The following is a 21794-nucleotide window of genomic DNA, read 5'->3' as shown; positions in this document are numbered from 1 at the left end:
ACCAACGCCATTTTAAAATCTCAATTTTTAAAAAAAATCATATTTTAAACCTTTTTACGTTTAATAGCGTTGTGTAAATACTTTTAAACAACACTTAAAATTGTAATAAAAACAAGTAATATCAATTAATATAGATATGCTTGTAAACTAAACACCACAGTTAAACAGAAGTTTTTTTTTAAAATAGCTTTCTACTTAAAACTGTATTTAAACTTTAAACATTTAATTGCTATGGAAAATCAATCTGGGCAACCACCTAAAAAAAATTCAAACGTAATTTACTTTCTTATCGTGGTGGTACTGGCTTTATTGGGTACCGATGTGTACCTGTACCTCCAAAAAAACAAATCGGATGTGCGGATAGTCACCCAACAGGATGAACAAACAAGGTTAAAAGCTGATCTTGACAGCCTTGAGGCCCAGGTTGATCAGGTAACCGCTGGCAAGGCCAAAATGTCGAAAGAGTTAATCGCAAAAAATGATTCGTTAAAGGCAAAGATCCAGGTATTAAGAACCCAGCTGGCAAAAGGGAAACTTACCAGGGTCGAATTGGTAAAAGCCGAGGAAGATGTTAAACAACTCCGGTACTTTGTAACTAAATATACAGCTGATATTGAAGAGCTGCATAAACAAAACGCAACGTTAGCAACCGAACGGGATACCTTAAAAAGCAACCTGGCAACTGTTGCTAAAAAGGCCGATACCCTGCAGAAACAAAATCAGGACCTTGATGCTAAAGTAAAAGTAGCACAAGCCATAAAGCTGGCTACATCAAATATAGTAGCCTACAAAATTAAAGGCAGCGGCAAAGAGGTTGACGTTACCCGTGCCGGGCCAGCAAAAAAAATCAAGATCAATTTTACTGTTGCCAGCAACACTTTGGCTACAAAAGCACTGCATGATATTTATGTACGCATCATTGATCCAACAGGCAACCTGATCACCGCACCTGATGGCGGAACTTTCACTGCCGATAACGCAGACCTGCAATACACCTATAAAACATCTATTGATTTTAAGGATGACGGTACCGAGTATACCATTGATTGGGTTAATCCAACGCCTCCATTTGTAAAAGGCACCTATACCGTATTGCTGTATGCCGATGGCAGCACAATGGGTAAAACAGGTTTTACGCTTAAATAAACAGCTTAATTAAATATGCAAGGCCCCGTTTCGCAATACGAAGCGGGGCTTTTTGTTGTAACAATAATTTTTCAATACAAACTTTTTAATATTCTTTAAAAAGTTTAATTTGCATAACGTTCCAATTAAGTATTCCTTACAAACCAAATTCAAGTATGAAAAAACTATCCCTGTTGCTATGTTGCTGTAGCCTGCATCTATTATCATTTGGCCAGGTGACCAATAATGGCTTATCTATTATTCCAGAACCTGTTAAGGTTATTAAAAAAACAGGTAATTTCATTTTACCCAAAACAGTTATTGTTGAGGCCGGCAAACAGCCCGAGCTAAGTCCGGTAATCAGCTATCTTAAAAACAAGTTAAATACCGCCGCAGGTATCACGGTAACTACCAAAAGTGTAGCACCTGCCGCATCAATCAAACTTGTACTTAATAAAAAGGTGGATACCCTTTTAAAATCAGAAGGCTATTATTTATCAGTAACAGCAAAAAAGGTGGTGATAAGGGCAAATGAGGCCGCAGGGTTATTTTATGGCTTGCAAACCTTTATACAGCTATTACCAAAAGAGATTGAAGGCAAAGAACTGGCAAAGGGTGTTAAGTGGACAGCCCCTGCCGTTGAGATAACCGATTACCCCAGGTTTGGCTGGAGAGGCTTGATGTTTGATGTATCGCGCCACTTTTTTACCAAAGCCGAGGTTGAACAGTATATAGATGCCATGGTTAAATACAAGCTTAACCTGCTGCACCTGCATTTAACCGATGATGAAGGCTGGCGGGTTGAAATTAAAAGTCTGCCAAAACTTACTACGGTAGGCGCTCATAATATTAAAAAAGTTGGGCAGTTTGGCACTTTCAGCCAGCCCTCGCCAGATGAGCCCCGCACCTATGGCGGCTTTTATACCCAGGAAGATATTAAAGACCTGGTACAATACGCAAAAGACCGCTTTGTAAATATCCTGCCAGAGATTGATGTACCCGGCCATAGCCTTGCTGCCGTTGCCGCCTATCCAGAATTATCGTGTACTCCCGGTGCCGATAAATACGTAGTAAACTCTGGCGAGCCCTTTATGAAATGGGAAGGCCAGCACAATACCGCTATTGTTGATAACACGTTATGCCCTGCCAATGAAAATGTATACGAGTTTTTAGATAAGGTTGTAACCGAAGTAGCCCAGCTTTTCCCTTTCCCATACATCCACATGGGTGGCGATGAGTGTGCCAAAAACTTTTGGGAACAAAGCGAGGCCGTTAAAGCATTAATGGTTAAAGAAAACCTGAAAACCCAACAGGAAGTACAAAGCTATTTTGAAAAACGTTTGGAAAAAATAGTGGAATCAAAGGGTAAAAAATTCATGGGCTGGGATGAGATCCTGGAAGGTGGCTTAGGCCCCAATGCCGCGGTAATGAGCTGGAGAGGTATCCAGGGAGGTATTGAAGCAGCTAAAATGGGGCATGATGTAGTAATGAGCCCAACTACATTTGCTTACCTTGATTACATGCAAAGCGACGTGAACGAGACCCATGTTTACGCTAAGTTGCGCCTGAATAAAACTTATGAATTTGAACCTGTACCCGAAGGTGTAGATGCCAAACTGATAAAAGGCGGGCAGGCCAATTTATGGACAGAGCAGGTTTACAACATGCGCCAGGCGGAGTATATGACCTGGCCAAGAGGTATGGCTATTGCCGAATCGGTATGGTCGCCAAGAGAAAAAAAGAATTGGAATTACTTTTTCGGAAAGGTAGAAAAACAGTTTGAACGACTTGATGAATCTGAAACCAAATATGCTCCAAGTGTTTATGACCCCTCATTTAGCGCAATCCGCAATCCCGATAGTACATTAAAGATCACTTTAACCAATGAGGCACCGGGATTAGAAACTTATTACAGCTTTGATAACTCATTGCCCGATAATTTTTACCCTAAGTACACCAGCCCAATAGATGCGCCTAAGGATGCAACTATGCTAAAAGTAATAACCTACCGGGGTAAAAAACCTATTGGCCGTATGGTTACCATGCCATTGACTGATTTGGCAAAAAAGATTAAATAAAGAATTTTTGGAGCAGGGAACAAGGATATATAGATACAGACGCAATGAGTTTATGATCCTGCTATATCCTAAGCCACTTTAAAAACTATAAAGATTACAAACAAGAAAGCCTTCCGGTTCATATCCGAAAGGCTTTCTTGTTTTATATAAGCAGTGTCCCCGCCGTTAGCAATTGAACCTGCGATCCATGAATCCTTATTCCCTGCTCCAAAAATCCTTTATCCAACAAATCAATGTTTGTTTCCAAACCCAAATTCCCTGTAGGTATCGGGCATGGTGCCATTATTGGTAAAGGCAAAAGTGTAGGTAGTGCCCCAGCTTTCAAAATCGGCCTTTTTATCTTTGGATGACTCTATATGTACCGAACTTAACATATAGATTCCTTCCCGGCTTAGTTTAAAGTAAATAAGCCCGCCCGCGTCAGCGCTCAATTTTTGAGAAAAGACATTACCGTTGATGGTTTTAACATACAGAATAACTACGGCATCCTTTAATGGCTTTCCGTGAAAAAGCACCTCGCCTGTTACATCATCACCGTAATCAGATCTGTAAGGATTTTGTTTGATAATAATTTCGTAGTCCTCGTTCAATGGTTTATCGAAATCCCTGTCATTCGGTTTATCAACAGCAATAAGCGTTTTTAAATACCGTGTGGATTTTTCTACAAAATATTGCTGGTTATTGCTCTTGGCATCTTCGGCAATTTTGTCAAGTCCCTCACTATTGAGGTATTTTAAAAATTTATTCCTTTCCGATTCTACGCTTTCACTTTTAACCACCTCTACCATGGCTAAACCAGCGCTCTCCAGTTTATAGTTTAAAATATTGGCTGATGTATCTTTAGGAGACTTACTTAAATCAGTTTGTTTCTTGCCCTCGTACAATACAAATTTGGATATCTTCCCGCTTTCATACTTGTATTCACCTTCTTTCACAAATTCATTCCCGCTTAATAAATGCAGATTGAGCTTATCGCCCTTTTTCATGTAAAAGTTACCGGGCAACAAAAAATAATCTTGAGAAGAGGCCGCAAAACCAATGAGCAACAACACCACCAATAGTAAAAATCCAATTCGTTTCATAAGTTCTTTGTTAGGATTACCAAACATACAAAGTTTAACTCGAAAATATTATTTTTTAGCCTTGTTGAGGGCGTCCCCATTTAAAAACTTCATTAGTTTTACATTATGATTTTCGATCGTAAAAACCTTGATACCGACACTTTAGTATCTTTTTACAAAAAATTGTTGCTTCCGCGCCTGGTTGAAGAGAAAATGCTGATCTTATTAAGACAAGGCCGTATTGGCAAATGGTTTTCAGGAATTGGCCAGGAAGCCATTGCGGTAGGCAGCACATTAGCCATGCAGGCCGATGAGTACATTTTGCCCATGCATCGTAACCTGGGCGTTTTTACAACAAGGGATATTCCTCTTTCGCGTTTAATGGCTCAATGGCAGGGCAAACCATCGGGCTTTACCAAGGGCCGCGACCGCTCTTTCCATTTCGGCACGCAGGATTATAAGATCATCGGGATGATATCTCACCTGGGACCTCAACTGGCCCTTGCAGACGGCATTGCGCTGGCTGATAAACTATCCAATCAAAAGAAAGTAACCCTGGTATTTACCGGCGAAGGGGCTACAAGCGAAGGTGATTTCCATGAGGCGCTTAATATTGCCGCGGTTTGGAATTTACCCGTTATTTTCCTGGTAGAAAACAATGGTTACGGACTATCGACCCCAACAAACGAACAATACCATTGCAGCCAGCTGGTTGATAAGGCCATAGGCTACGGCATGGAAGGTTGCCGCATTGATGGTAATAACATTTTGGAGGTATACCATACTATAACCCATATTAAAAATAGCATCCGCGAAAATCCCCGCCCGGTTTTGCTGGAATGCATGACCTTTAGAATGCGTGGGCATGAGGAAGCATCAGGCACAAAATATGTTCCCCAAAATTTGTTTGAGTGGTGGGGCGCCAAAGATCCGTTGGCCAATTTTGAAAAATATTTACTGAACGAAGGCATATTGCTGCCAAACTGGATCCCGATCATCAAGAAAGAATTTACGGCGCTTATCGAATCGGAGTTTGAAAAGGTTTATAGCGAGGCAGATATTGTGCCGGATGTGGAAACCGAGATTGCTGATATGTACCGGTCATATCAATTGCCAGCAAATCAGCCATCGGCTACGCCAGCAACCAGCAAGCGTTATATTGATGCTATAAGCGATGGTTTGCGGCAGGGCATGCGCAAGCACCCCAACCTGGTGATCATGGGGCAAGACATTGCCGAGTATGGCGGCGCTTTTAAAATTACCCAGGGCTTTGTTGAAGAGTTTGGAAAAGACCGGGTACGTAATACGCCCATTTGCGAATCGGGCATTGTGGGGGCAGGCATGGGCCTGGCGCTAAACGGCTACAAGGCTATTGTTGAAATGCAATTTGCCGATTTTGTAACCTGCGGCTTTAACCAGATTATTAATAACCTGGCCAAAACGCATTACCGCTGGGCACAGGCAGTGGATATGGTAGTACGGATGCCTACGGGCGCAGGCACAGGAGCAGGACCGTTTCATTCGCAAAGTAATGAGGCCTGGTTTACCAAAACACCCGGACTAAAGGTTGTTTACCCGGCCTTCCCTGCAGATGCTAAAGGACTATTACTGGCCGCTATTGACGACCCCAACCCGGTGATTTATTTTGAACATAAATATCTGTACCGCAGCATCAGCGGCGAAGTACCGGATAATGATATATTGATAGAAATAGGCAAAGCCAATATTGTACAGCAAGGCGAACAAGCTACCATTGTTACTTTCGGTTTGGGGGTACACTGGGCCCTGGAGTATGCGGCTAAACACCCGGATCAATCTTTAGAGATCATTGATCTGCGCAGCCTGTTGCCATGGGATAAAGAAGCTGTTGAAAAAAGCGTGCAAAAGACTGGCCGTGCGTTGATACTACATGAGGATACCCTTACCAGCGGCTTCGGTGCCGAAATAGCAGCCCACGTTGCCGAGCATTGCTTTAAATACCTGGATGCCCCGGTAATGCGCTGTGGCAGCCTTGATACCGCTATACCCATGAACAAAGCCCTGGAAGACCAGTTTTTGGCGAAGGCAAGGTTAGTGGAAACGGTGGAGAAGTTGTTGGGATATTAATTGGAGTTAGAAAGAGCTATCACTATCTGTAACGTATTTGCAAAAACCCTTTTTGTCATCCTGAACGCAGTGAAGGATCTGTTATTCGCCATGCTTGTTCACCCTGTACAGTCTGCGAATAGATCCTTCGTTCCTACCCATGACATATTGGATTTTGAGGCGTGTGGGCCTGTCAGTCTGAGCCTGTCGAAGACTCGCGCGGAGAGGCCTTTGCCCACTATCCTTCGACAGACTCAGGATGACAGCCATTTTTGTTACGTCATGTTCTCCTTCAGAGGCCACCGGATTTTACCACTCAGGATGACAAACAGTTTAAAATGTCAATTCTTCTTCAGAGTCCGGTATTGTATTTCTTAGAATGACCAATCTGTTTACCAATCTTTTGCTCTTATTTCTTTATCCCCCTATTTCCATTTTAAACTCTTAATCAACACCTCCAGATCTTTCTTAACAAAATTAAGTGCCGGCTGAATGGAATCAAGCTTTGGTTCAGAGTTAAAATAAAGCGCGCCGCGGAGATAGTTTTTGGTACTATCTGTTAAGAAAAACTGCACAGATGAAGCCGAATTACCATCAATGGTATAATAAATACCATAAACCTTGCGCTCGGGATAGGCTATTATGCCCTCATCAATAGAGGTTGCTTTTACTGTATGTTTAAAAGCAAAGGTGCGGGCATCCTCCACCAATTGATTATATTCCTTTTTTGAAGTAACCGGCTGATAGCTTAAATGCAAGGTGGCGTTAAATTGAGGAAACTGCATGTTAACCCAACATGGCTTGGCATTTCTGCTCAAGTCTGGCTCAATGAACGCATATTTAGGGTAGCTAAATGTGTAAGGGCAGCCAGCGGCATAATCCTGGTATTCCTTTTTCGGAAATTTTATGCGAAAATAGCCCCGCGGCTTGGGCGAATAGTCATGATTGCCACCGCAGGCAGCAAACAATAACAACACCACAACTAATAAACCGGCATATCTCATGCGCGCAAATCTTTAGTATTCCATATTTCCCAGGATTTCTCCGCCTGTAATACCAGCATTTCATAACCATTTTTTGTGGCCGCTCCCTGCTCACGCCCGCGTTTCAAAAACAGCGTTTCTTCCGGATTGTATATCAGATCGTACAGTAAATGTTCGTCAGTAATAGCTTCATAAGGAATAGGCGGGCACTCATCAATATTAGGAGCGGTACCCAATGGTGTTGTATTGATGATGATCTTATGTTTCTTTATGTGATGCGGTTTCAAATCGCTGAATAGCAAGTGATCGGGGTGCGGTTTGCGGGTTACCGTTTTATAAGTGATGCCCATATTCTCCAACACACATTTTACTGCTTTTGCCGCGCCGCCATCACCCAATACCAATGCCTCGTCATTAGTATCATTGATGAGTGGCTTTATCGACATCTCAAAACCATACAAATCTGTATTATAACCTTCAAGCCTGAAATCGTGACCTTGTATACCAACTTCGCCGGTAAAAGCGGCCTGTAAGGGGCTTTCTGCACTAATGCAAATGCAATTTACGGCTCCAGCTGTACGGGCATCGTGCTCTATCCAATCCAGGTAGGGTATAATTGAAACCTTATGCGGAATGGTGATATTAAGACCTACCAGGTTAGGGTTCTCGTCCAGCAGATCCTGAAGATCTTTAATATGCTCAAGCGGGTATAGGTCATAAACAGCATCTTCAATGCCCTCGGTTTTAAATTTCTCGGTAAAATACTTTTTTGAAAAGGAGTGCGAAAGTGGAAAACCTATCAGCCCGTAATGTTTCATGTATTATAATTTGTTATCCCCTAAAATGAATGCCTAAAGATATACACAGAAACGGTAACTGCCATACCCAAAATTATAATAGACTATTGTAACTAAACATGGAGTATTAATTATTGGTTTAAAAGGCATAAAAAAAGCCTCTGAATTTTCATCCGAAGGCTTTGGCACTGTATGATAAGGTTAATTATAAGCTCAGAAAATGATCAAAAGTATCGCTCCGGATGCCCAGGCGTAATGTTTCCAGCGGGATAATATCGGCCGGGGCAATATTACCTAAACTTACGTTGGCACCAATTAATTTGATAAACCAAACCTGCTGTGCCTTTTGGGGGGCTTCCCATATTATCATCTCTTCGGGTATCTGGGTAAGGATTTCATCAACCAAACCCTGCCTCACCTCTCCAGAATCACGATAGATCCCTACGTTACCACTTTCGCGGGCTTCTGCAATCACCTTCCATGAACCCGCTTCAATTTCGGCGTTCATCAGTTTTATCCATTTGTATGGCGCAAATATTTTTTGCACATCTTTTGACCCAACTTCTGATATAACGGTAACCTGTTTTGCCAGTTTACGGATGTATTCACATTTAACATCATGTTCAATAGTGATCGACCCATCGGATACTTCGCAATGCTCCATCTGGTATTTATCAAGCAAACGGCAATAATCATCAAACTGGTTACGTACAATGAATGCTTCAAACAAAGTGCCTCCAAAATAAACCGGAATGCCTGCTTCTCTGTATAGCTTTATTTTTTCGTTTAGGTTAGGGGTCACGTATGAGGTGGCCCAGCCCAACTTAATAATATCGGCATGTGTACCACCAACCTCAATAAAATCTTCCACCTGCCTCAAACTTAAACCTTTATCCATCACCATGGTAATGCCTTTATCACGGGGTTTAGTTGTACGGTCGGGTAAATTATTGATGGTATAATTCATATAAATTATTGGTTATAGCCTATAACTAAAAGTTCTAACGGCGCAAATGTCGTAAAAAAAAAGCAAAGGATAAATAATGTAAATGTTAAATCTTAGATAAGCCTATGTGAAAACTTTCGGGAGGTGTTGGTATGCAAATTAACCTGTGGATGATTTTGATGTAAAGACACTGTTCTTGAAAAATATTTTACCAGGTAAAATCCCGGCACAGTGCCAAAAAAAGCCCCGCATTGGGCGGGGCTTAACACATATTAACTATTTATAACTGAAAAAACTCAATTTTAAATAAGCGCTTTCACATATCGGCCCTAAGTTTCCGATAATAATCGGGGTGTTGTTAGGGTATTCTATATCAAAAATATTACTCTTCAGCTACCATTCAATTTGGAAGTTTTCCACATTGTGTTTACAAGTGCCTGTATTTGACCAATCTTGTTGAATTATTATAAATAATTCTCTACCTTAAACCTGTAATTTGTTCATCTTACATATCTACGACGGTTTATTGCTGATACAGCAGCGAAAAAATATTTTTCCACTTATGAAAAAATTGCTTTTTTTAATATTGATTTCCGCATTTTCTTTGGCTGTAAGGGCACAGGAGAAGCCTCATCTTTACAATCCATCGGCCGATGCCAAAGCAGATATTGCAGCTGCTGTTAAACAAGCATCAACGCAACATAAAAATGTACTTTTACAAATAGGCGGCAACTGGTGCAGCTGGTGTATCCGCTTTAATGACCTGGTAACCAAAGACACCACGCTGGATAAATACCTTAATGCCAACTATATTGTTTTACATGTAAATTACAGCAAGGAAAACGAGAACGAAGAGGCCTTAGCCAAACTGGGTTATCCTCAACGATTTGGGTTCCCGGTTTTTATTGTGCTCGATGGTAAAGGAACGCGCCTCCACACTCAAAACTCCGAATACCTGGAAGAGGGAAAAGGTTACAGTAAGGACAAAATATTGGATTTTTTTAAAGGTTGGTCGCCCGGTGCGCTCGACCCCAAAAGCTATACCAAAGCAAAATAACATTTTACCGATAAAGCACTAACAAACAAAACATTACCCATTTGGCATTGGTTTTATCATAGAGTAACGGCAACTTAATACTGTTTTCTTTGCTGTAATAAACCGGATACAAAAGAAAATTTATTTTCTACGGGTTAAATATTTTCGCAAATGTTAATTACCTTAGTTCATTGTTTCACACTTTAAAAATTAAAACTTATGGCAAACACAACATTAAAAAGTGGTCAGTTACTTAAGTACATTGGTAAAAGGTGGAAAAACCTCAACATTAGCAACCCCTTCATGAAGTTTTTAGGTTATGATGGTAACGGTTTTGCCGATGTTTGGGTTGAATACCAGGGCCGCCTTATGTTGCTGGCCATTAAAGAAGTTGAGCTGGTAAGCTTAACTGCCTGATTTTTATTCTGCAAGCAATCAAAAAGCCTTAATCGAATTATAATTTGGTTAAGGCTTTTTACTGCAATATTTTTCAATAAAACTATCGGCCCTATCGCTGCCAATATTGCGGATAAAGTTCCAATCGGTACAGGCGCCTTCCTTATCCCCTTGTTTTAGTTTTTCATTAGCCTGGTTAAGCAAATCGCCCACCAATTCGTCATCAAATCCCAACTGTTTTTTTAGGGCAATGATGAGTGATTCTTTAGATGGATCGGCCTTACCCTGATATTTATTGATATAATAATTGGTAACCGCGTTTTCCAGTTCCTGCCTGCTCCTGTAATTGGCAATTGCTGCCTGCACATCATTTGCCGTTGATGAGTTGCAACGTGTTGGGTCGGGATCAAAGCGTATAGGCTGAAACAGGTAAGTTGTTGAACTATAGTCAGCCGGAATTATCCATTGGCCCGATGTTAACCTGATCACTCTTAAGGCTTCATCATCCAGATCGATACCGGGTCCGTTTTGTACCCTGGCCTCCATCACTTTACCAGTCTTATCCAGTTTGAAAGCAACAGTAACAGTACCCGAAATGCAATTTTGCCTGGAATACTCGGGATAAACAATTTTTGATAGCAGAAAGTTATCAAGTGCATTTTGCCCACCTTTAAACGCAGGCTGAGCTTTTGCAGCAAACACCGTAGTTAGCGCTATTATACCTATGAGCAAGTGCCTTATCATAGTATAAATATCGACAATAAAACGGGGATAATGATTGGGTTTGTGGAATTGTTATGTCGTAATTTATGCTGATTCAGGCCGGATTTATTTCGCCACCTTACAGAACCGGTAATCATTATGCTATGCACGTTGCTTATCGTATAATTGCTTAAAAAACAACAAGTCATGCTGAATTTATTTCAGCACCCAATCAGAAAGGTTGAGTTTTTTATAGATAATTTCGAAGCCAGCACAGGGGTTGCCCTGCAAGTGAGATGTTGATCTGCATCGGCATGACCGCCTTTTTATTTCTTCCGAACAGCTATGATGTGTACGCATGCAAGTATGCTCCGTCAGGAGCTGCCTGTTTGTAGCAATTTTGAACAACAATCAAGCTTTGCTCCGTAGGTGCAACCCCAATTGTTAGGGTAAATAACATTGCTGTTTAGGGGTAGCCTCTACGAGGCAAAGGTAATCGCATATGTTTTCTACAAACAGGTAGCACCTAACGGTGCAGACTGCCCCTTTATTAGTTATAAACAGTAAATAAAAAATGTAAGTGCCCCCCAATTAACAAGGTAAATAACATTGCTATTGAAAGGTAGCCTCTAACGAGGCAAAGTTAATGGGTATATCCTTTCTACAAACAGGTTGCACCTAACGGTGCAGACTGCTCTTTTTACTTGTGTACGCTAAGCTCCCCCTTCAGGGCGCCGGGGGGCTAAAACCCCAGCACTAATCCCGCATCGGGCACATTCGTCCTATACTTTTCCATCTCCGAATATTTACATACGCCAGGATAGTCACCAAACTTCCCCTCCATATCAAACATCAGCTGAAAATGCAGATGTGGCGGCCATTGGCCGTTCTCCGTATTATCGCCAAGGCTGGCTATTCGCTCATCTTTTTTTAAAGGCTTCCCAACGATCAAGCCTTCCAGGCTTTTGCGGCTCAGGTGGCCGTAAAGACTATACAGCGTTAAGCCACTAAGGTTATGTTCTAAAATAATACAAGGGCCGTAATCGCCCAGGTTATTGTTATCCTGAAAGCTGTGTACCTTACCATCAAAGGGAGTATAGATGGGTGTGCCTTCGGCCCCCCAAATATCAACGCCTAAATGCAAGCGGCGGGGCTCATCTTCGGTATCAAAATGGGCACTTACTGCATAAATAGTGCGGTGCTCCATATAACCACCAATTCCGTAGCGGCAGTTATTTGCTTTCAGTTTGTCGTTTACCCAATCCGTAAACTTTTGGGTATCGGCAATAATATCCGTAGTTAGTTCCGTGTTGGCAGCAGTAAAATCTAACAAAAAAAGCCGGTCGGTGCCGGCATTATAATCAACCACCCTGCCAATGGCATCCGGGTGGTTTTTTAAATAACTATGAAGCTGTTCATGATGATCCATCGGGATAAATCGCTATTCTGTATCCGGCTGGCGTTCTTCCTTGCTTATTTTATCAAATATTTTATCCATGCGTTCCACGTATTCGCTGGTATCATCCACAAAAAATTCCAACTGCGGAATTATCCTTACCTGGTCTTTAATACGCGCTCCCAGTTTATATCGAATTTCTGAAGCATGCGACTTTATAGTTTGCAAAGCCAGCTGCAAATTAGTATTGCCAAAAAAGCTTAAAAATATGCGGGCGATGGCCAGGTCGGGGGTTACCCGTACTTTGGTTATGGTTATCAGGGTATTAGGCAAATAGTTCATACCCTCGCGTTGAAATATAGCTGCCAGGTCTTCCTGTATTACTCCGGCAAATTTTTGCTGACGTTTTGATTCCATGATGATAAGTTAACGCCACTGCGGCAGATGAGTTTTATTTATTTTGATTAACCTTTGTTGAATATCGTGTTAATTACACATATCCTGCGGTATCTCTTTTGTTATTTTTATTACTTTTTTTACAACAAGGGTGCTATCATATTCAGATCCCATCCCCTCTTTACCCGATTTTGATTTAATACCCTCTACCTCAACATAAACCGGCTCATATGGTTTTTCGAAGTTCATTTGCGAGTATTGCAGTTCCAACGTTGCCGAGCTATCTGCAACCCAAAATTCTGTGCCGTTGTCGCAATCTTTAAATGATTTTATTTCGGGACCAAAGCTGTACAAACCTTTGTAAACAAGAGGTATATCTACTTTTTTCGAATTTCCGTTACATGAGCTCGCTGCCAAAAAAAGAATAATTAAGAAGGCGAAATTTTGAATATACCTTATCCTCATATAACAAATTTACAAATCCTGTTTGATTTCATCCAATCCTTTAATACTTAATCGTGCACTAATACCCGATGCGATAACAGATATGGCCCCTACTGTTAAAAATACCAGGCCAAAATCAGTTATCTTAAGATCTATCGGGTAAGCATCAATCACCGAAGTGGCCGCGCCCATCCTTATAAATCCAAAGCGCTGTTGCACCAGGCAAAATGCAAGGCCAAGTGCTATGCCAACAATACAACCAAATATTGATATCATCATCCCCTCAAAAAAAAATATCCCTTGTATTAATCGTTTATTGGCACCCAGGCTACTTAAAATGGCTATATCCTTGCGCTTATCAATAACCAGCATGGTTAATGAACCTATGATATTAAATATGGCTATGATAAGTACAAAGGTCAAAATCATAAATATACTCCAGCGCTCGTAATTTAACGTTTTATAAAGCTCGGTATTTTGTTCCTTACGATTTTTTATAGTGTACTGCTTGCCTATGGCATCCTTAATTTTGTTTTGTACCACCGATAGATCGGTGCCTTTTTTGTAGGTAAGCTCCAGCGATGTAATTTCTTTTGGCTGATTAAGCAGGTCGCGGGCAAACTCTATTGGTGTTACCACAATATCATCAAACTCCTGCTGTATGGCAAACACTCCGGATGCGTTAATGGATCGCACTTCAAACTCATCAAGCGGATTTGCCGAACTTACCACAGTACGCCGTGGTGAAAATATTTGTATGGGCGATAGATCATCATGAACATTGATGCCCAGGCTACCTTGTATAGTTGCCCCAACTACTGCAAAATACTTATCCCCGCTTTTTAAGGTAAAAGATCCGTTTTGTACAGTGCTATCCAGCTGTTTGTTTTTTAAAAAATCATCGCTCACACCCTTTATAATTCCAATTAGCGGCTTATCTCCATATCTTATCAGGGCCTTTTCCTGTAGCACCTCCGTGAATGAAAAGAGGCTGGCATCTTTATGCAATGCATTAAAATAGGGCGTATTAGGATCGAAAGTTTTGCCAAGCCGGGTTTCGATCTTTATTTCGGGAGTGAAATTGCTATATAAAGAAAGGATAACTTTCTCGAACCCATTAAACACCGATAATATAATAATCAAGGCCGCGCTGCCTACCAGCACGCCCAGCATGGATATGCCCGATATGATATTGATGGCGTGCATCTTCTTGCCCGAGAACAAGTACCGTTTAGCTATATAGACCGAAGTATTCAAATTGGTTTTGAGTGATAAGTATTACGTTATGTGCTTAAGTAAGAAACGGGTTATTTTGTTTTTCAAAACCTATCGTAGTTTCCGGCCCATGACCCGGATAAACGGTGCAATCATCGGGCAGAGCAAAAAGCTTGGTTTCGATATTATCCATCAGCTGGGCAAAATTACCACCAGGCAAATCTGTGCGGCCTATACTCATCCTGAATAAAACATCGCCACCTATTAAAATATTCGCCGCCTTATCATAAAAGCACAAATGCGCGGGAGAATGACCTGGCGCGAAGATCAACTCCAACTCTGTATTGCCAAATTTTATGGTTCCGGTTTCGGGCAGATATTCCTCCGGTATTGGAGAAACCTCGTACCTGATACCCATTTGAGGCGCATAAGCCACTACGGCTGCCAATACAGGCAACTCCCCCTCATGAAATTTAGGCTTAAGCCCGTATTTATCAAACACAAATTTATTACCAAGCACATGATCAATATGGCAATGGGTATTTAGCAGCAGAACGGGAGTTAAGTTATTATCCTTTATAAAATTAACCACAACATTTTGCTCTGTAGCGGTATACATTCCCGGATCAATAATAACACATTCGCCGGTTTCATCATATAAAATATAAGTGTTTTCCTGGTAAGGATTATTTACAAATGATTTAACTTCTGCCATGGGGTAAAAGTACGGATTTAATTTGTTGGGTATGAAGGTTTGAAAAAAACGTGATTGGGAGTTGTAAAATTGGGGGACGCTAAAGATAAATGACTTCTAATAGCTTTGTCATCCTGAACGATAGTGAAGGATCTAATCGGAGACTTTACAGGGCAAAGAAGCATGGCGAATAGCAGATTCTTCACTGCGTTCAGAATGACAAAAAAAGATTTTTTAGCAACACGTCTTTGCGAGGGACGAAGCAATGACGCTGGGCGGGCGGCCAGGGGCATTAACTACCCCTCCACCAATTCTACCTCAGCAACCGGACTAAACAAATACACCCGCTTGGTTTCTATCTCCACACATTTAAAACGCTTGCGCAACTGTTCTTCTTTACGAAAAACGCGGTCGCCTTTTATTTTAAACAGGGCCTTGAAGGGAACTTTCTCCACTGTGAGCACAGATGATTCCTTAGGCGCATCATATTTGCGCAATGACCGGTAAAGATTAAGATCTGAACAACTGGAGGCCGCAGGATTATCGAGGTAGCTGGTTATGGCGTGCTTTACATCATGCGGAAAAATGTCTTTTTCAAAAAAGGGTTGCATCATTTTTTTGAAATTGTTTTTCCACTCGGCTCCATGGGGCTTTGCTTTTTGTTTATGCTGGTTCCAGGTATGCAGGTGTGCAAACTCGTGTACGGTAGTTACCAAAAAAGCGTAGGGATTAAGATCATAATTCACCGATATACGGTGACCTTTACCGGCATGTGGCGAACGGTAATCGCCAAACTTGGTGCCCCGGTTACGTGAAATTTTAAATTCGCATTTAAAGTAGTCGATCCAGCGGCCGATGAGTGGGGCAGCGTCGGGTGGGACATATCTTTCTAAAACTTTTACTTTATCCAATGTTTACCTCAACACAAATATAATGATTTCATCAGTTCATTGTAGATGGTTCATTGATCATAGCTGATAGTTTTTAAAGAATTACAAAGAGATTATTATTTGTTAGCGGTTCACGGTTGATAGTTCATGGATTATAGGCAGAACTTAAGGCAGATAAGCAGGTCACAGTTGAGTGCCAATAAAAAACATTCCATGAACCATGATCTATCAACCATGAACCAAAACCTACTTCAGGAAATGATAAACTATAAAACTGGCGGTATATGCCAAAGCCGTCATATAAGCGAATTGCGCGGCGGGCCAGCGCCAATCCTTGGTTTCGCGATATACTACCGCCACGGTGCTGGCGCACTGCATGGCAAAAGCGTAAAACATCATCAGCGAAAAGGCAACCGCTAAAGTAAACACCGGCTTACCGGTATCAGGGTTAGTAGCGCTATGCATTTTTTGCTGCACAGATTCCAACTTGTCCGCATCGCCCTCCACGCTATAAATGGTGGCCATGGTACCTACAAACACTTCGCGGGCAGCAAACGAACTGATAAGGGCTATACCTATCTTCCAATCAAAACCAAGCGGCTTAATAACCGGCTCTATTACGTGACCAAATACACCGGCGTAGGAGTTTTCTAATTTTTCGGACGCGATAACCTTGCTCAGGCTATCGGGTTTCATGGATTTAGTATATTGCGGCTGGCTGTATGTTTTGTCAATCTGTGCAAACCTATCACCAGGACCGTATGATTTCAATACCCATAAAATGATGGATACTGCAATAATAACTTTACCCGCCTGCAGTACAAATGTTTTTGAACGATCATACATCGTAAAGGCTACGTTCTTCCAGCGGGGCATCCGGTAAACAGGAAGCTCCATAATAAAATAGCCGCGCTCGCGGGCCTTTAAAATAAACTTCATTACAAAAGCCACTACTACCGCCGATATAATACTCAACAGGTACATGGCTGTAAGTGCCAGTCCCTGCAAATTAAACAGCCACCAAACATTGCGGTTTGGCACTACAAGGGCAATAAGTAAGGTATAAACCGGCAAACGGGCAGAGCAGGCTACCAGGGGGGTAACCATAATGGTGATCATCCTGTCTTTCCAGTTCTCGATATTGCGGGTGCTCATGATAGATGGCACGGCGCAGGCAAAACCACCAATAAGCGGCACTACCGATTTACCGTTGAGGCCAACTTTGCGCATCACCTTATCCATCATAAAAGTAACGCGCGACATATAGCCGGTATCTTCCAGTATGGATATCATTGCAAACAAAATGGCTATCTGTGGTACAAATACCAACACTCCGCTTAAACCGGCAATAATACCATTAACCAGTAAACTGGTGAACGGACCGGTTGGTAAAGCCTTGTTTACACTGCTTTGCAGCCAGATGAATAAATTCTCGATAAGCGACATCGGGTAGGCCGACCATGAAAATATGGCCTGGAATATGAACATCAGTATGGCAAAAAATATGATAAAGCCGAATATCTTATGCGTAAGTATCTTATCAATTTTATTGCTTACAGATTCGTCCTGGGCAGTTTCGGGCTTCTTAACCGTATCATACAACAGATCGTTTATAAAACTGTAACGCGCGATGGTTTCTGTAGCCTGGGCTTTTTGAGAATGGAAAGAATGCAGTGCTTCCAGCTCCTCTATACGATCGCTTTCTTTAGCCGATAAAAAATTCAGGGTTTCATGCTGATGGGCAAGCTGCAGGGCAAAGTAGGGATTATCAATTTTTAATTCCTGCTGTATCTGGGCTATCAGTTGCGGGGCAATGGGTTCAACGTCAATAGTCTCCAGCTGCAGCGCAATTTTATTGGCATAGGCGATGGTACTTTTAAGCTGATCGATCCCTTTTATCTTCCGGGCCGAAATAGGTACAACCGGCACACCCAGCTTTTTGGCAAACAAATCAACGTCAATAGTAATACCCGCTTTCTCAGATACATCGATCATGTTGAGTGCTACTACAACAGGTATTTTTAAATCGGCTATCTGGGTATACAGCAACAGGTTGCGTTTCAGGTTTGATGCATCAAGTATTACAACAATCAAATCCGGAACAAGGCCTCTGGCTTTATCGGCTAAAACAGAAAATACAATGGATTCGTCTTTACTTTTGGGGTAAATACTATAGGTACCGGGCAGGTCAATGATCTCAGCCGTGCGACCATCAGGCAGCTGGCAAAATCCTGTTTTTTTATCAACAGTAACGCCCGGAAAATTTCCTATTTTTTGATTAAGACCGGTTAAAATGTTAAAGAGAGTTGATTTACCGGTGTTTGGATTTCCTACAAGTGCAACTCTTATATCGGCTTTCAATGTTTACAAAACTACTGCAAAATAATGGTGGAGGCTTCAAATTTACGCAAGCTTAACTGGTAGCCGGAAACGTGAATAGCTATAGGATCTCCAAGAGGTGCAATACGCGAAATTCTGATTTCCTCACCTGGTAAACATCCCATTTCCATCAATTTTACCGACATTTCAAGATCAGTAAACTCCTTTACAATACCTATTTCGCCTACCTCAAGTTGTGAAAGTGTCATCGTATATTTTTTAACCTGAGCAAATGTAAGCTTATTTATATTAAATCCAAATAAGAATGGTTAAAAATGACAAGGATCACTTTTGAAAAAATATTTTTTGTGAAAACTTCTTGGTATGAAAACGTAAGCTTTCACAGATTCTTATTTTTTTAGCGGTTCAACATCATTGAACCGTTTATCGAAATAAAGTTTAACAGAATTTATGGGCATCAACTGCACTTTTGATAACACCAAATGTTGGGCATCCGCAGCCTTTTTTAAATATACCGCAAGAAGAGCAACTGAATAGTATCACCGCTCCAATTATAATCAGTTTACTTTTTCTCATTACCAACCGCGCTTAATGTTAATACAACAGCAAAAATCCCCATACAAATGCCAAGCACATCGCAAAACAAATCGTTCCACTCGGCACTGCGCCAGGTAAAAATAGTTAGTTGCAAGATTTCTATCACTCCGCCAAAAAAAACAGCGGCTAAAACAACAACTATTATCTGCTTATACGTGAAAGTATGCCTTTTTTGTTGCCTTATAATACCGTTACAAAACAGTACAACCAGCGTAAAAAACAGCCCGGTATGCGTAAGTTTATCAAAGCCGGGGAAAAACATCGGCGAATCGCTGGCAGAGCTCAAGTTAACAGAGCAAATGACAAAAATAAATAAGGCCCACAAAATTGTGAGCCCATGATATTTTAATATTGCTTTCATTAAGCGCCAACAACCGCTTTATAGTCATCAGCAGATAACAAGCCGTCTATTTCTGACAGATCGGAAACGATGATTTTCACCATCCAGCCTTCGCCATACGGATCAGCGTTTACAAGGTCGGGATGATTATTAAGGGCGGGGTTAATTTCCGTCACTGTTCCGGTTACCGGCATAAACAGGTCCGATACTGTTTTCACAGCCTCAACCGTGCCAAAAACTTCATCTTTGGCAGTTTCTTTCCCTAAGGATGCTATATCTACATAAACAATATCGCCCAGTTCGCTTTGCGCAAATTCGGTAATGCCGATAGTAGCTTCATTGCCTTCAACTTTTATCCACTCGTGGTCTTTAGTGTATTTTAATTCAGCGGGAAAATTCATGTCGTTATAAATATGTTATTATCAATTAGTTATGTAGCTTTTATAATTAACCTTGCACGCACAATTGCAAACATACTATTGCAATGCCTGTAAATCTACTACTATTTGCAATTATTTAACATCAATAAATTAAAAATGTACAGAGGTAAATAAAATGAATATGACAATAGTAATTTATTTAATCTTTCTTTTGTCGTTCGGCCAATTATTTAATTGTAGGTTTATCTGATCTAAACACTCAACTTTTCACTACTAATCTTAAAAAAATGGAATCAGCTGCCCTTACCGGTTATTTAATTGTATCAGGCGTAATGATGTTTGTAGGCATCTTATTAACCAGGATGATATTTAGCATACCTGCCGTGATGAAAAAATACCTATTCCTTTTAACAATTGCAATGTTGCCATTTTTGGCAAAGTCACAAGAATTAGCACGCAAAAAATGCATAAGCTCTCTGCTAAAAGCTATGAATGATCCTGGTAGCTACAAGCCGGTTTCGTGGACAAAATTAAAAAAAGAATATAGCGACTATTATTCATCTGAAAGACACAGTGAATTAGACCTTGAAAAAAGAAAGTATGAGGCGCTTAATGACAAAGTTGATCATCTTATTTTTGTCGATAAAATTGGTAAAAGAGATGAAGAGCTATTAAATAATGATGACTATCACGAGCACATGTCACTTAAAGCAGGCGGGGAAATAATAATTGACAGCTTGAAAAAATTAGACTCAGTATTATCTGTAAAATTTAGCCCTAAGTTGCAGGGATATTCATTGGTACATACTTTTAGAGCCAAAAACAAATTTGGTGCATTGGTTTTAAGTAGGTATTATTTTTTTATTGATACGAGATTTAAGGTGGTTGAAATGGAAGATGAAAATGAAAGAGATAGGAAAAGGCGGGAAATAATAGATATGGTTAATCAAGCAACTGAAAAATACCGAAATCAATAAAAGATCGGTGCAAAATTGCACACCGTTCAACATTGTGTTCAGTGAAACCCTACGCCCGCGCTTGAACGCATCGCTTAAATCGCTTTCGCATTCCTAAATTCACCTTATGCCTAAAGAAAAAATAACTATTGATGACATAGGCTTTTTGGTAAATCGCCTCACAACAGCCCTGGAAAAGTTTAGTGCACAAATTCAAAAAGCTGACCTATCCGATCCGCCGACAAAAGTCAAGAAAGAAACCGAGGAGGACATAAAAATCAAGCAGTTTTATTCTTTAGTTGGCAAATACAGTACGTTTATTACTGAGGAAGAAAGGGATAAATACACTAATCCAACCCCGTCCGAATTTTCAAAACTCAAAAGAATTTATAAAAAATCACAAAAGGATATACGAAAAAGAAAGGCACACGAAGCGGCATCCGAGGTCAGTCAATTAACGCAGATAGCTATTGAGGCCCCTGTTACATCGCCCCCATTTAATGAGGCTGATCTTACAGAAGGTCGAATTATTGTAACGGGCTATTACAAAAACCATGAAGGATCAGTTGGGTTAATTGGCAAGGTTGGACCTCAAAATAAATTCCCTTTAGAAATTTACGTTTGTAAGAAGGACTTTACCCCAGGCAAAAGAAGGTACGTTATTGAGGTCCCGGAATTAGTCCTGGCAATTATTGATCCCGGCAACAAAAGCTTTTTTTTGACAACATATCTTATAGGCCTTGCAGTTAAGTATTCTACTTATTTTAAAGGCCTAATTTATTTAAAGAAATTTTCTGATTAATCAATAAACCCCGAAGTTGAACGCTTCGGGGTGGGAATTGTTAAAGTCCATTTTTAAAGAGCTTTTCGGCTGTTCGCCTCGATAACCTTCTTAAATGTGCTTCCAGCAATTCACCTTGTTGCTGCAATTCCTGTT

General features: G+C 40.9%; 22 protein-coding genes. 7 read left to right on the top strand and 15 right to left on the bottom strand.

Annotated elements, in window-relative coordinates; all coding sequences use genetic code 11:
• Positions 1-231 precede the first annotated feature (231 nt).
• Both Q0R88_RS13375 and Q0R88_RS13370 read left to right on the top strand, forming a co-directional pair.
• Positions 232-1146 (top strand): hypothetical protein, encoded by a 915-nt coding sequence (locus Q0R88_RS13375; RefSeq protein ID WP_295716830.1) that lies wholly within the window; start codon positions 232-234, stop codon positions 1144-1146.
• Between the two features lie 155 nt (positions 1147-1301).
• On the top strand, positions 1302-3203 hold the full coding sequence (locus tag Q0R88_RS13370; protein WP_295716829.1) for a family 20 glycosylhydrolase: 1902 nt from the start codon (positions 1302-1304) through the stop codon (positions 3201-3203).
• A gap of 230 nt (positions 3204-3433) precedes the next feature.
• On the opposite strand, the gene Q0R88_RS13365 is transcribed toward Q0R88_RS13370, so the two are convergent.
• Complete coding sequence (locus Q0R88_RS13365; RefSeq protein WP_295716827.1) at positions 3434-4285, bottom strand: DUF4198 domain-containing protein; 852 nt, start codon at positions 4283-4285, stop codon at positions 3434-3436.
• A 105-nt stretch (positions 4286-4390) separates the two neighbouring features.
• Between Q0R88_RS13365 and Q0R88_RS13360 the strand changes: the two genes are divergently transcribed.
• A complete protein-coding gene (locus tag Q0R88_RS13360) occupies positions 4391-6370 on the top strand; it encodes a dehydrogenase E1 component subunit alpha/beta (RefSeq protein WP_295716825.1) in 1980 nt (659 codons plus the stop codon).
• Positions 6371-6774: 404 nt separating this feature from the next.
• Here Q0R88_RS13360 and gldD read toward each other — a convergent pair whose 3' ends face one another.
• The 3 genes from gldD to Q0R88_RS13345 all read right to left on the bottom strand — a co-directional run bounded on the left by gldD (position 6775) and on the right by Q0R88_RS13345 (position 9096).
• Complete coding sequence (gene gldD, locus Q0R88_RS13355; RefSeq protein ID WP_295716823.1) at positions 6775-7353, bottom strand: gliding motility lipoprotein GldD; 579 nt, start codon at positions 7351-7353, stop codon at positions 6775-6777.
• Positions 7350-8150, bottom strand: coding sequence for a shikimate dehydrogenase (aroE, locus tag Q0R88_RS13350; RefSeq protein ID WP_295716820.1), 801 nt, complete (start codon positions 8148-8150; stop codon positions 7350-7352). The genes gldD and aroE overlap by 4 nt, the downstream gene beginning before the upstream one ends.
• Positions 8151-8334: 184 nt before the next feature.
• On the bottom strand, positions 8335-9096 hold the full coding sequence (locus Q0R88_RS13345; protein WP_295716818.1) for a phosphosulfolactate synthase: 762 nt from the start codon (positions 9094-9096) through the stop codon (positions 8335-8337).
• Between the two features lie 541 nt (positions 9097-9637).
• Here Q0R88_RS13345 and Q0R88_RS13340 point away from each other — a divergent pair.
• Positions 9638-10132, top strand: coding sequence for a thioredoxin family protein (locus Q0R88_RS13340; protein WP_295716816.1), 495 nt, complete (start codon positions 9638-9640; stop codon positions 10130-10132).
• A gap of 198 nt (positions 10133-10330) precedes the next feature.
• A complete protein-coding gene (locus Q0R88_RS13335; RefSeq protein WP_295716814.1) occupies positions 10331-10528 on the top strand; it encodes a hypothetical protein in 198 nt (65 codons plus the stop codon).
• A gap of 48 nt (positions 10529-10576) precedes the next feature.
• Here the strand turns inward: Q0R88_RS13335 and Q0R88_RS13330 are convergent, their stop codons facing one another.
• The 11 genes from Q0R88_RS13330 to gcvH form a co-directional block, all read right to left on the bottom strand.
• Positions 10577-11251 (bottom strand): TonB family protein, encoded by a 675-nt coding sequence (locus Q0R88_RS13330; RefSeq protein WP_295716813.1) that lies wholly within the window; start codon positions 11249-11251, stop codon positions 10577-10579.
• A gap of 700 nt (positions 11252-11951) precedes the next feature.
• Positions 11952-12638 (bottom strand): peptidoglycan DD-metalloendopeptidase family protein, encoded by a 687-nt coding sequence (locus Q0R88_RS13325; RefSeq protein ID WP_295716811.1) that lies wholly within the window; start codon positions 12636-12638, stop codon positions 11952-11954.
• 12 nt (positions 12639-12650) lie between these two features.
• Positions 12651-13022 (bottom strand): 30S ribosome-binding factor RbfA, encoded by a 372-nt coding sequence (rbfA, locus tag Q0R88_RS13320; RefSeq protein WP_295716810.1) that lies wholly within the window; start codon positions 13020-13022, stop codon positions 12651-12653.
• A gap of 69 nt (positions 13023-13091) precedes the next feature.
• On the bottom strand, positions 13092-13418 hold the full coding sequence (locus Q0R88_RS13315; RefSeq protein ID WP_295716808.1) for a hypothetical protein: 327 nt from the start codon (positions 13416-13418) through the stop codon (positions 13092-13094).
• A 57-nt stretch (positions 13419-13475) separates the two neighbouring features.
• Positions 13476-14702 carry an FtsX-like permease family protein gene (locus Q0R88_RS13310; RefSeq protein WP_295716806.1) on the bottom strand — a complete coding sequence of 409 codons (1227 nt, stop codon included), beginning with the start codon at positions 14700-14702 and terminating at the stop codon, positions 13476-13478.
• Positions 14703-14736: 34 nt separating this feature from the next.
• A complete protein-coding gene (locus Q0R88_RS13305) occupies positions 14737-15375 on the bottom strand; it encodes an MBL fold metallo-hydrolase (RefSeq protein ID WP_295716804.1) in 639 nt (212 codons plus the stop codon).
• 275 nt (positions 15376-15650) lie between these two features.
• Entirely contained in the window at positions 15651-16265 is a 615-nt protein-coding gene (locus Q0R88_RS13300) for a SprT-like domain-containing protein (protein ID WP_295716802.1), read from the bottom strand.
• Positions 16266-16490: 225 nt separating this feature from the next.
• Complete coding sequence (feoB, locus tag Q0R88_RS13295; RefSeq protein ID WP_295716800.1) at positions 16491-18605, bottom strand: ferrous iron transport protein B; 2115 nt, start codon at positions 18603-18605, stop codon at positions 16491-16493.
• An 11-nt stretch (positions 18606-18616) separates the two neighbouring features.
• Complete coding sequence (locus tag Q0R88_RS13290) at positions 18617-18832, bottom strand: ferrous iron transport protein A (RefSeq protein ID WP_183562073.1); 216 nt, start codon at positions 18830-18832, stop codon at positions 18617-18619.
• A 314-nt stretch (positions 18833-19146) separates the two neighbouring features.
• Positions 19147-19542 (bottom strand): VanZ family protein, encoded by a 396-nt coding sequence (locus tag Q0R88_RS13285; RefSeq protein ID WP_295716796.1) that lies wholly within the window; start codon positions 19540-19542, stop codon positions 19147-19149.
• On the bottom strand, positions 19542-19922 hold the full coding sequence (gene gcvH, locus Q0R88_RS13280; RefSeq protein ID WP_295716795.1) for a glycine cleavage system protein GcvH: 381 nt from the start codon (positions 19920-19922) through the stop codon (positions 19542-19544). The genes Q0R88_RS13285 and gcvH overlap by 1 nt, the downstream gene beginning before the upstream one ends.
• 266 nt (positions 19923-20188) lie before the next feature.
• Here gcvH and Q0R88_RS13275 point away from each other — a divergent pair, with 266 nt between their 5' ends.
• A complete protein-coding gene (locus Q0R88_RS13275; RefSeq protein ID WP_295716794.1) occupies positions 20189-20878 on the top strand; it encodes a hypothetical protein in 690 nt (229 codons plus the stop codon).
• 106 nt (positions 20879-20984) lie between these two features.
• Complete coding sequence (locus Q0R88_RS13270) at positions 20985-21659, top strand: hypothetical protein (RefSeq protein ID WP_295716792.1); 675 nt, start codon at positions 20985-20987, stop codon at positions 21657-21659.
• The last annotated feature ends 135 nt before the right edge of the window (positions 21660-21794 follow it).

This window comes from Mucilaginibacter sp., assembly GCF_025362475.1.
In the GTDB taxonomy this organism is placed as follows: domain Bacteria; phylum Bacteroidota; class Bacteroidia; order Sphingobacteriales; family Sphingobacteriaceae; genus Mucilaginibacter.
The sequence above is the reverse complement of the archived record's forward strand: the minus strand, read 5'-3'. Positions and strand labels throughout refer to the sequence as shown.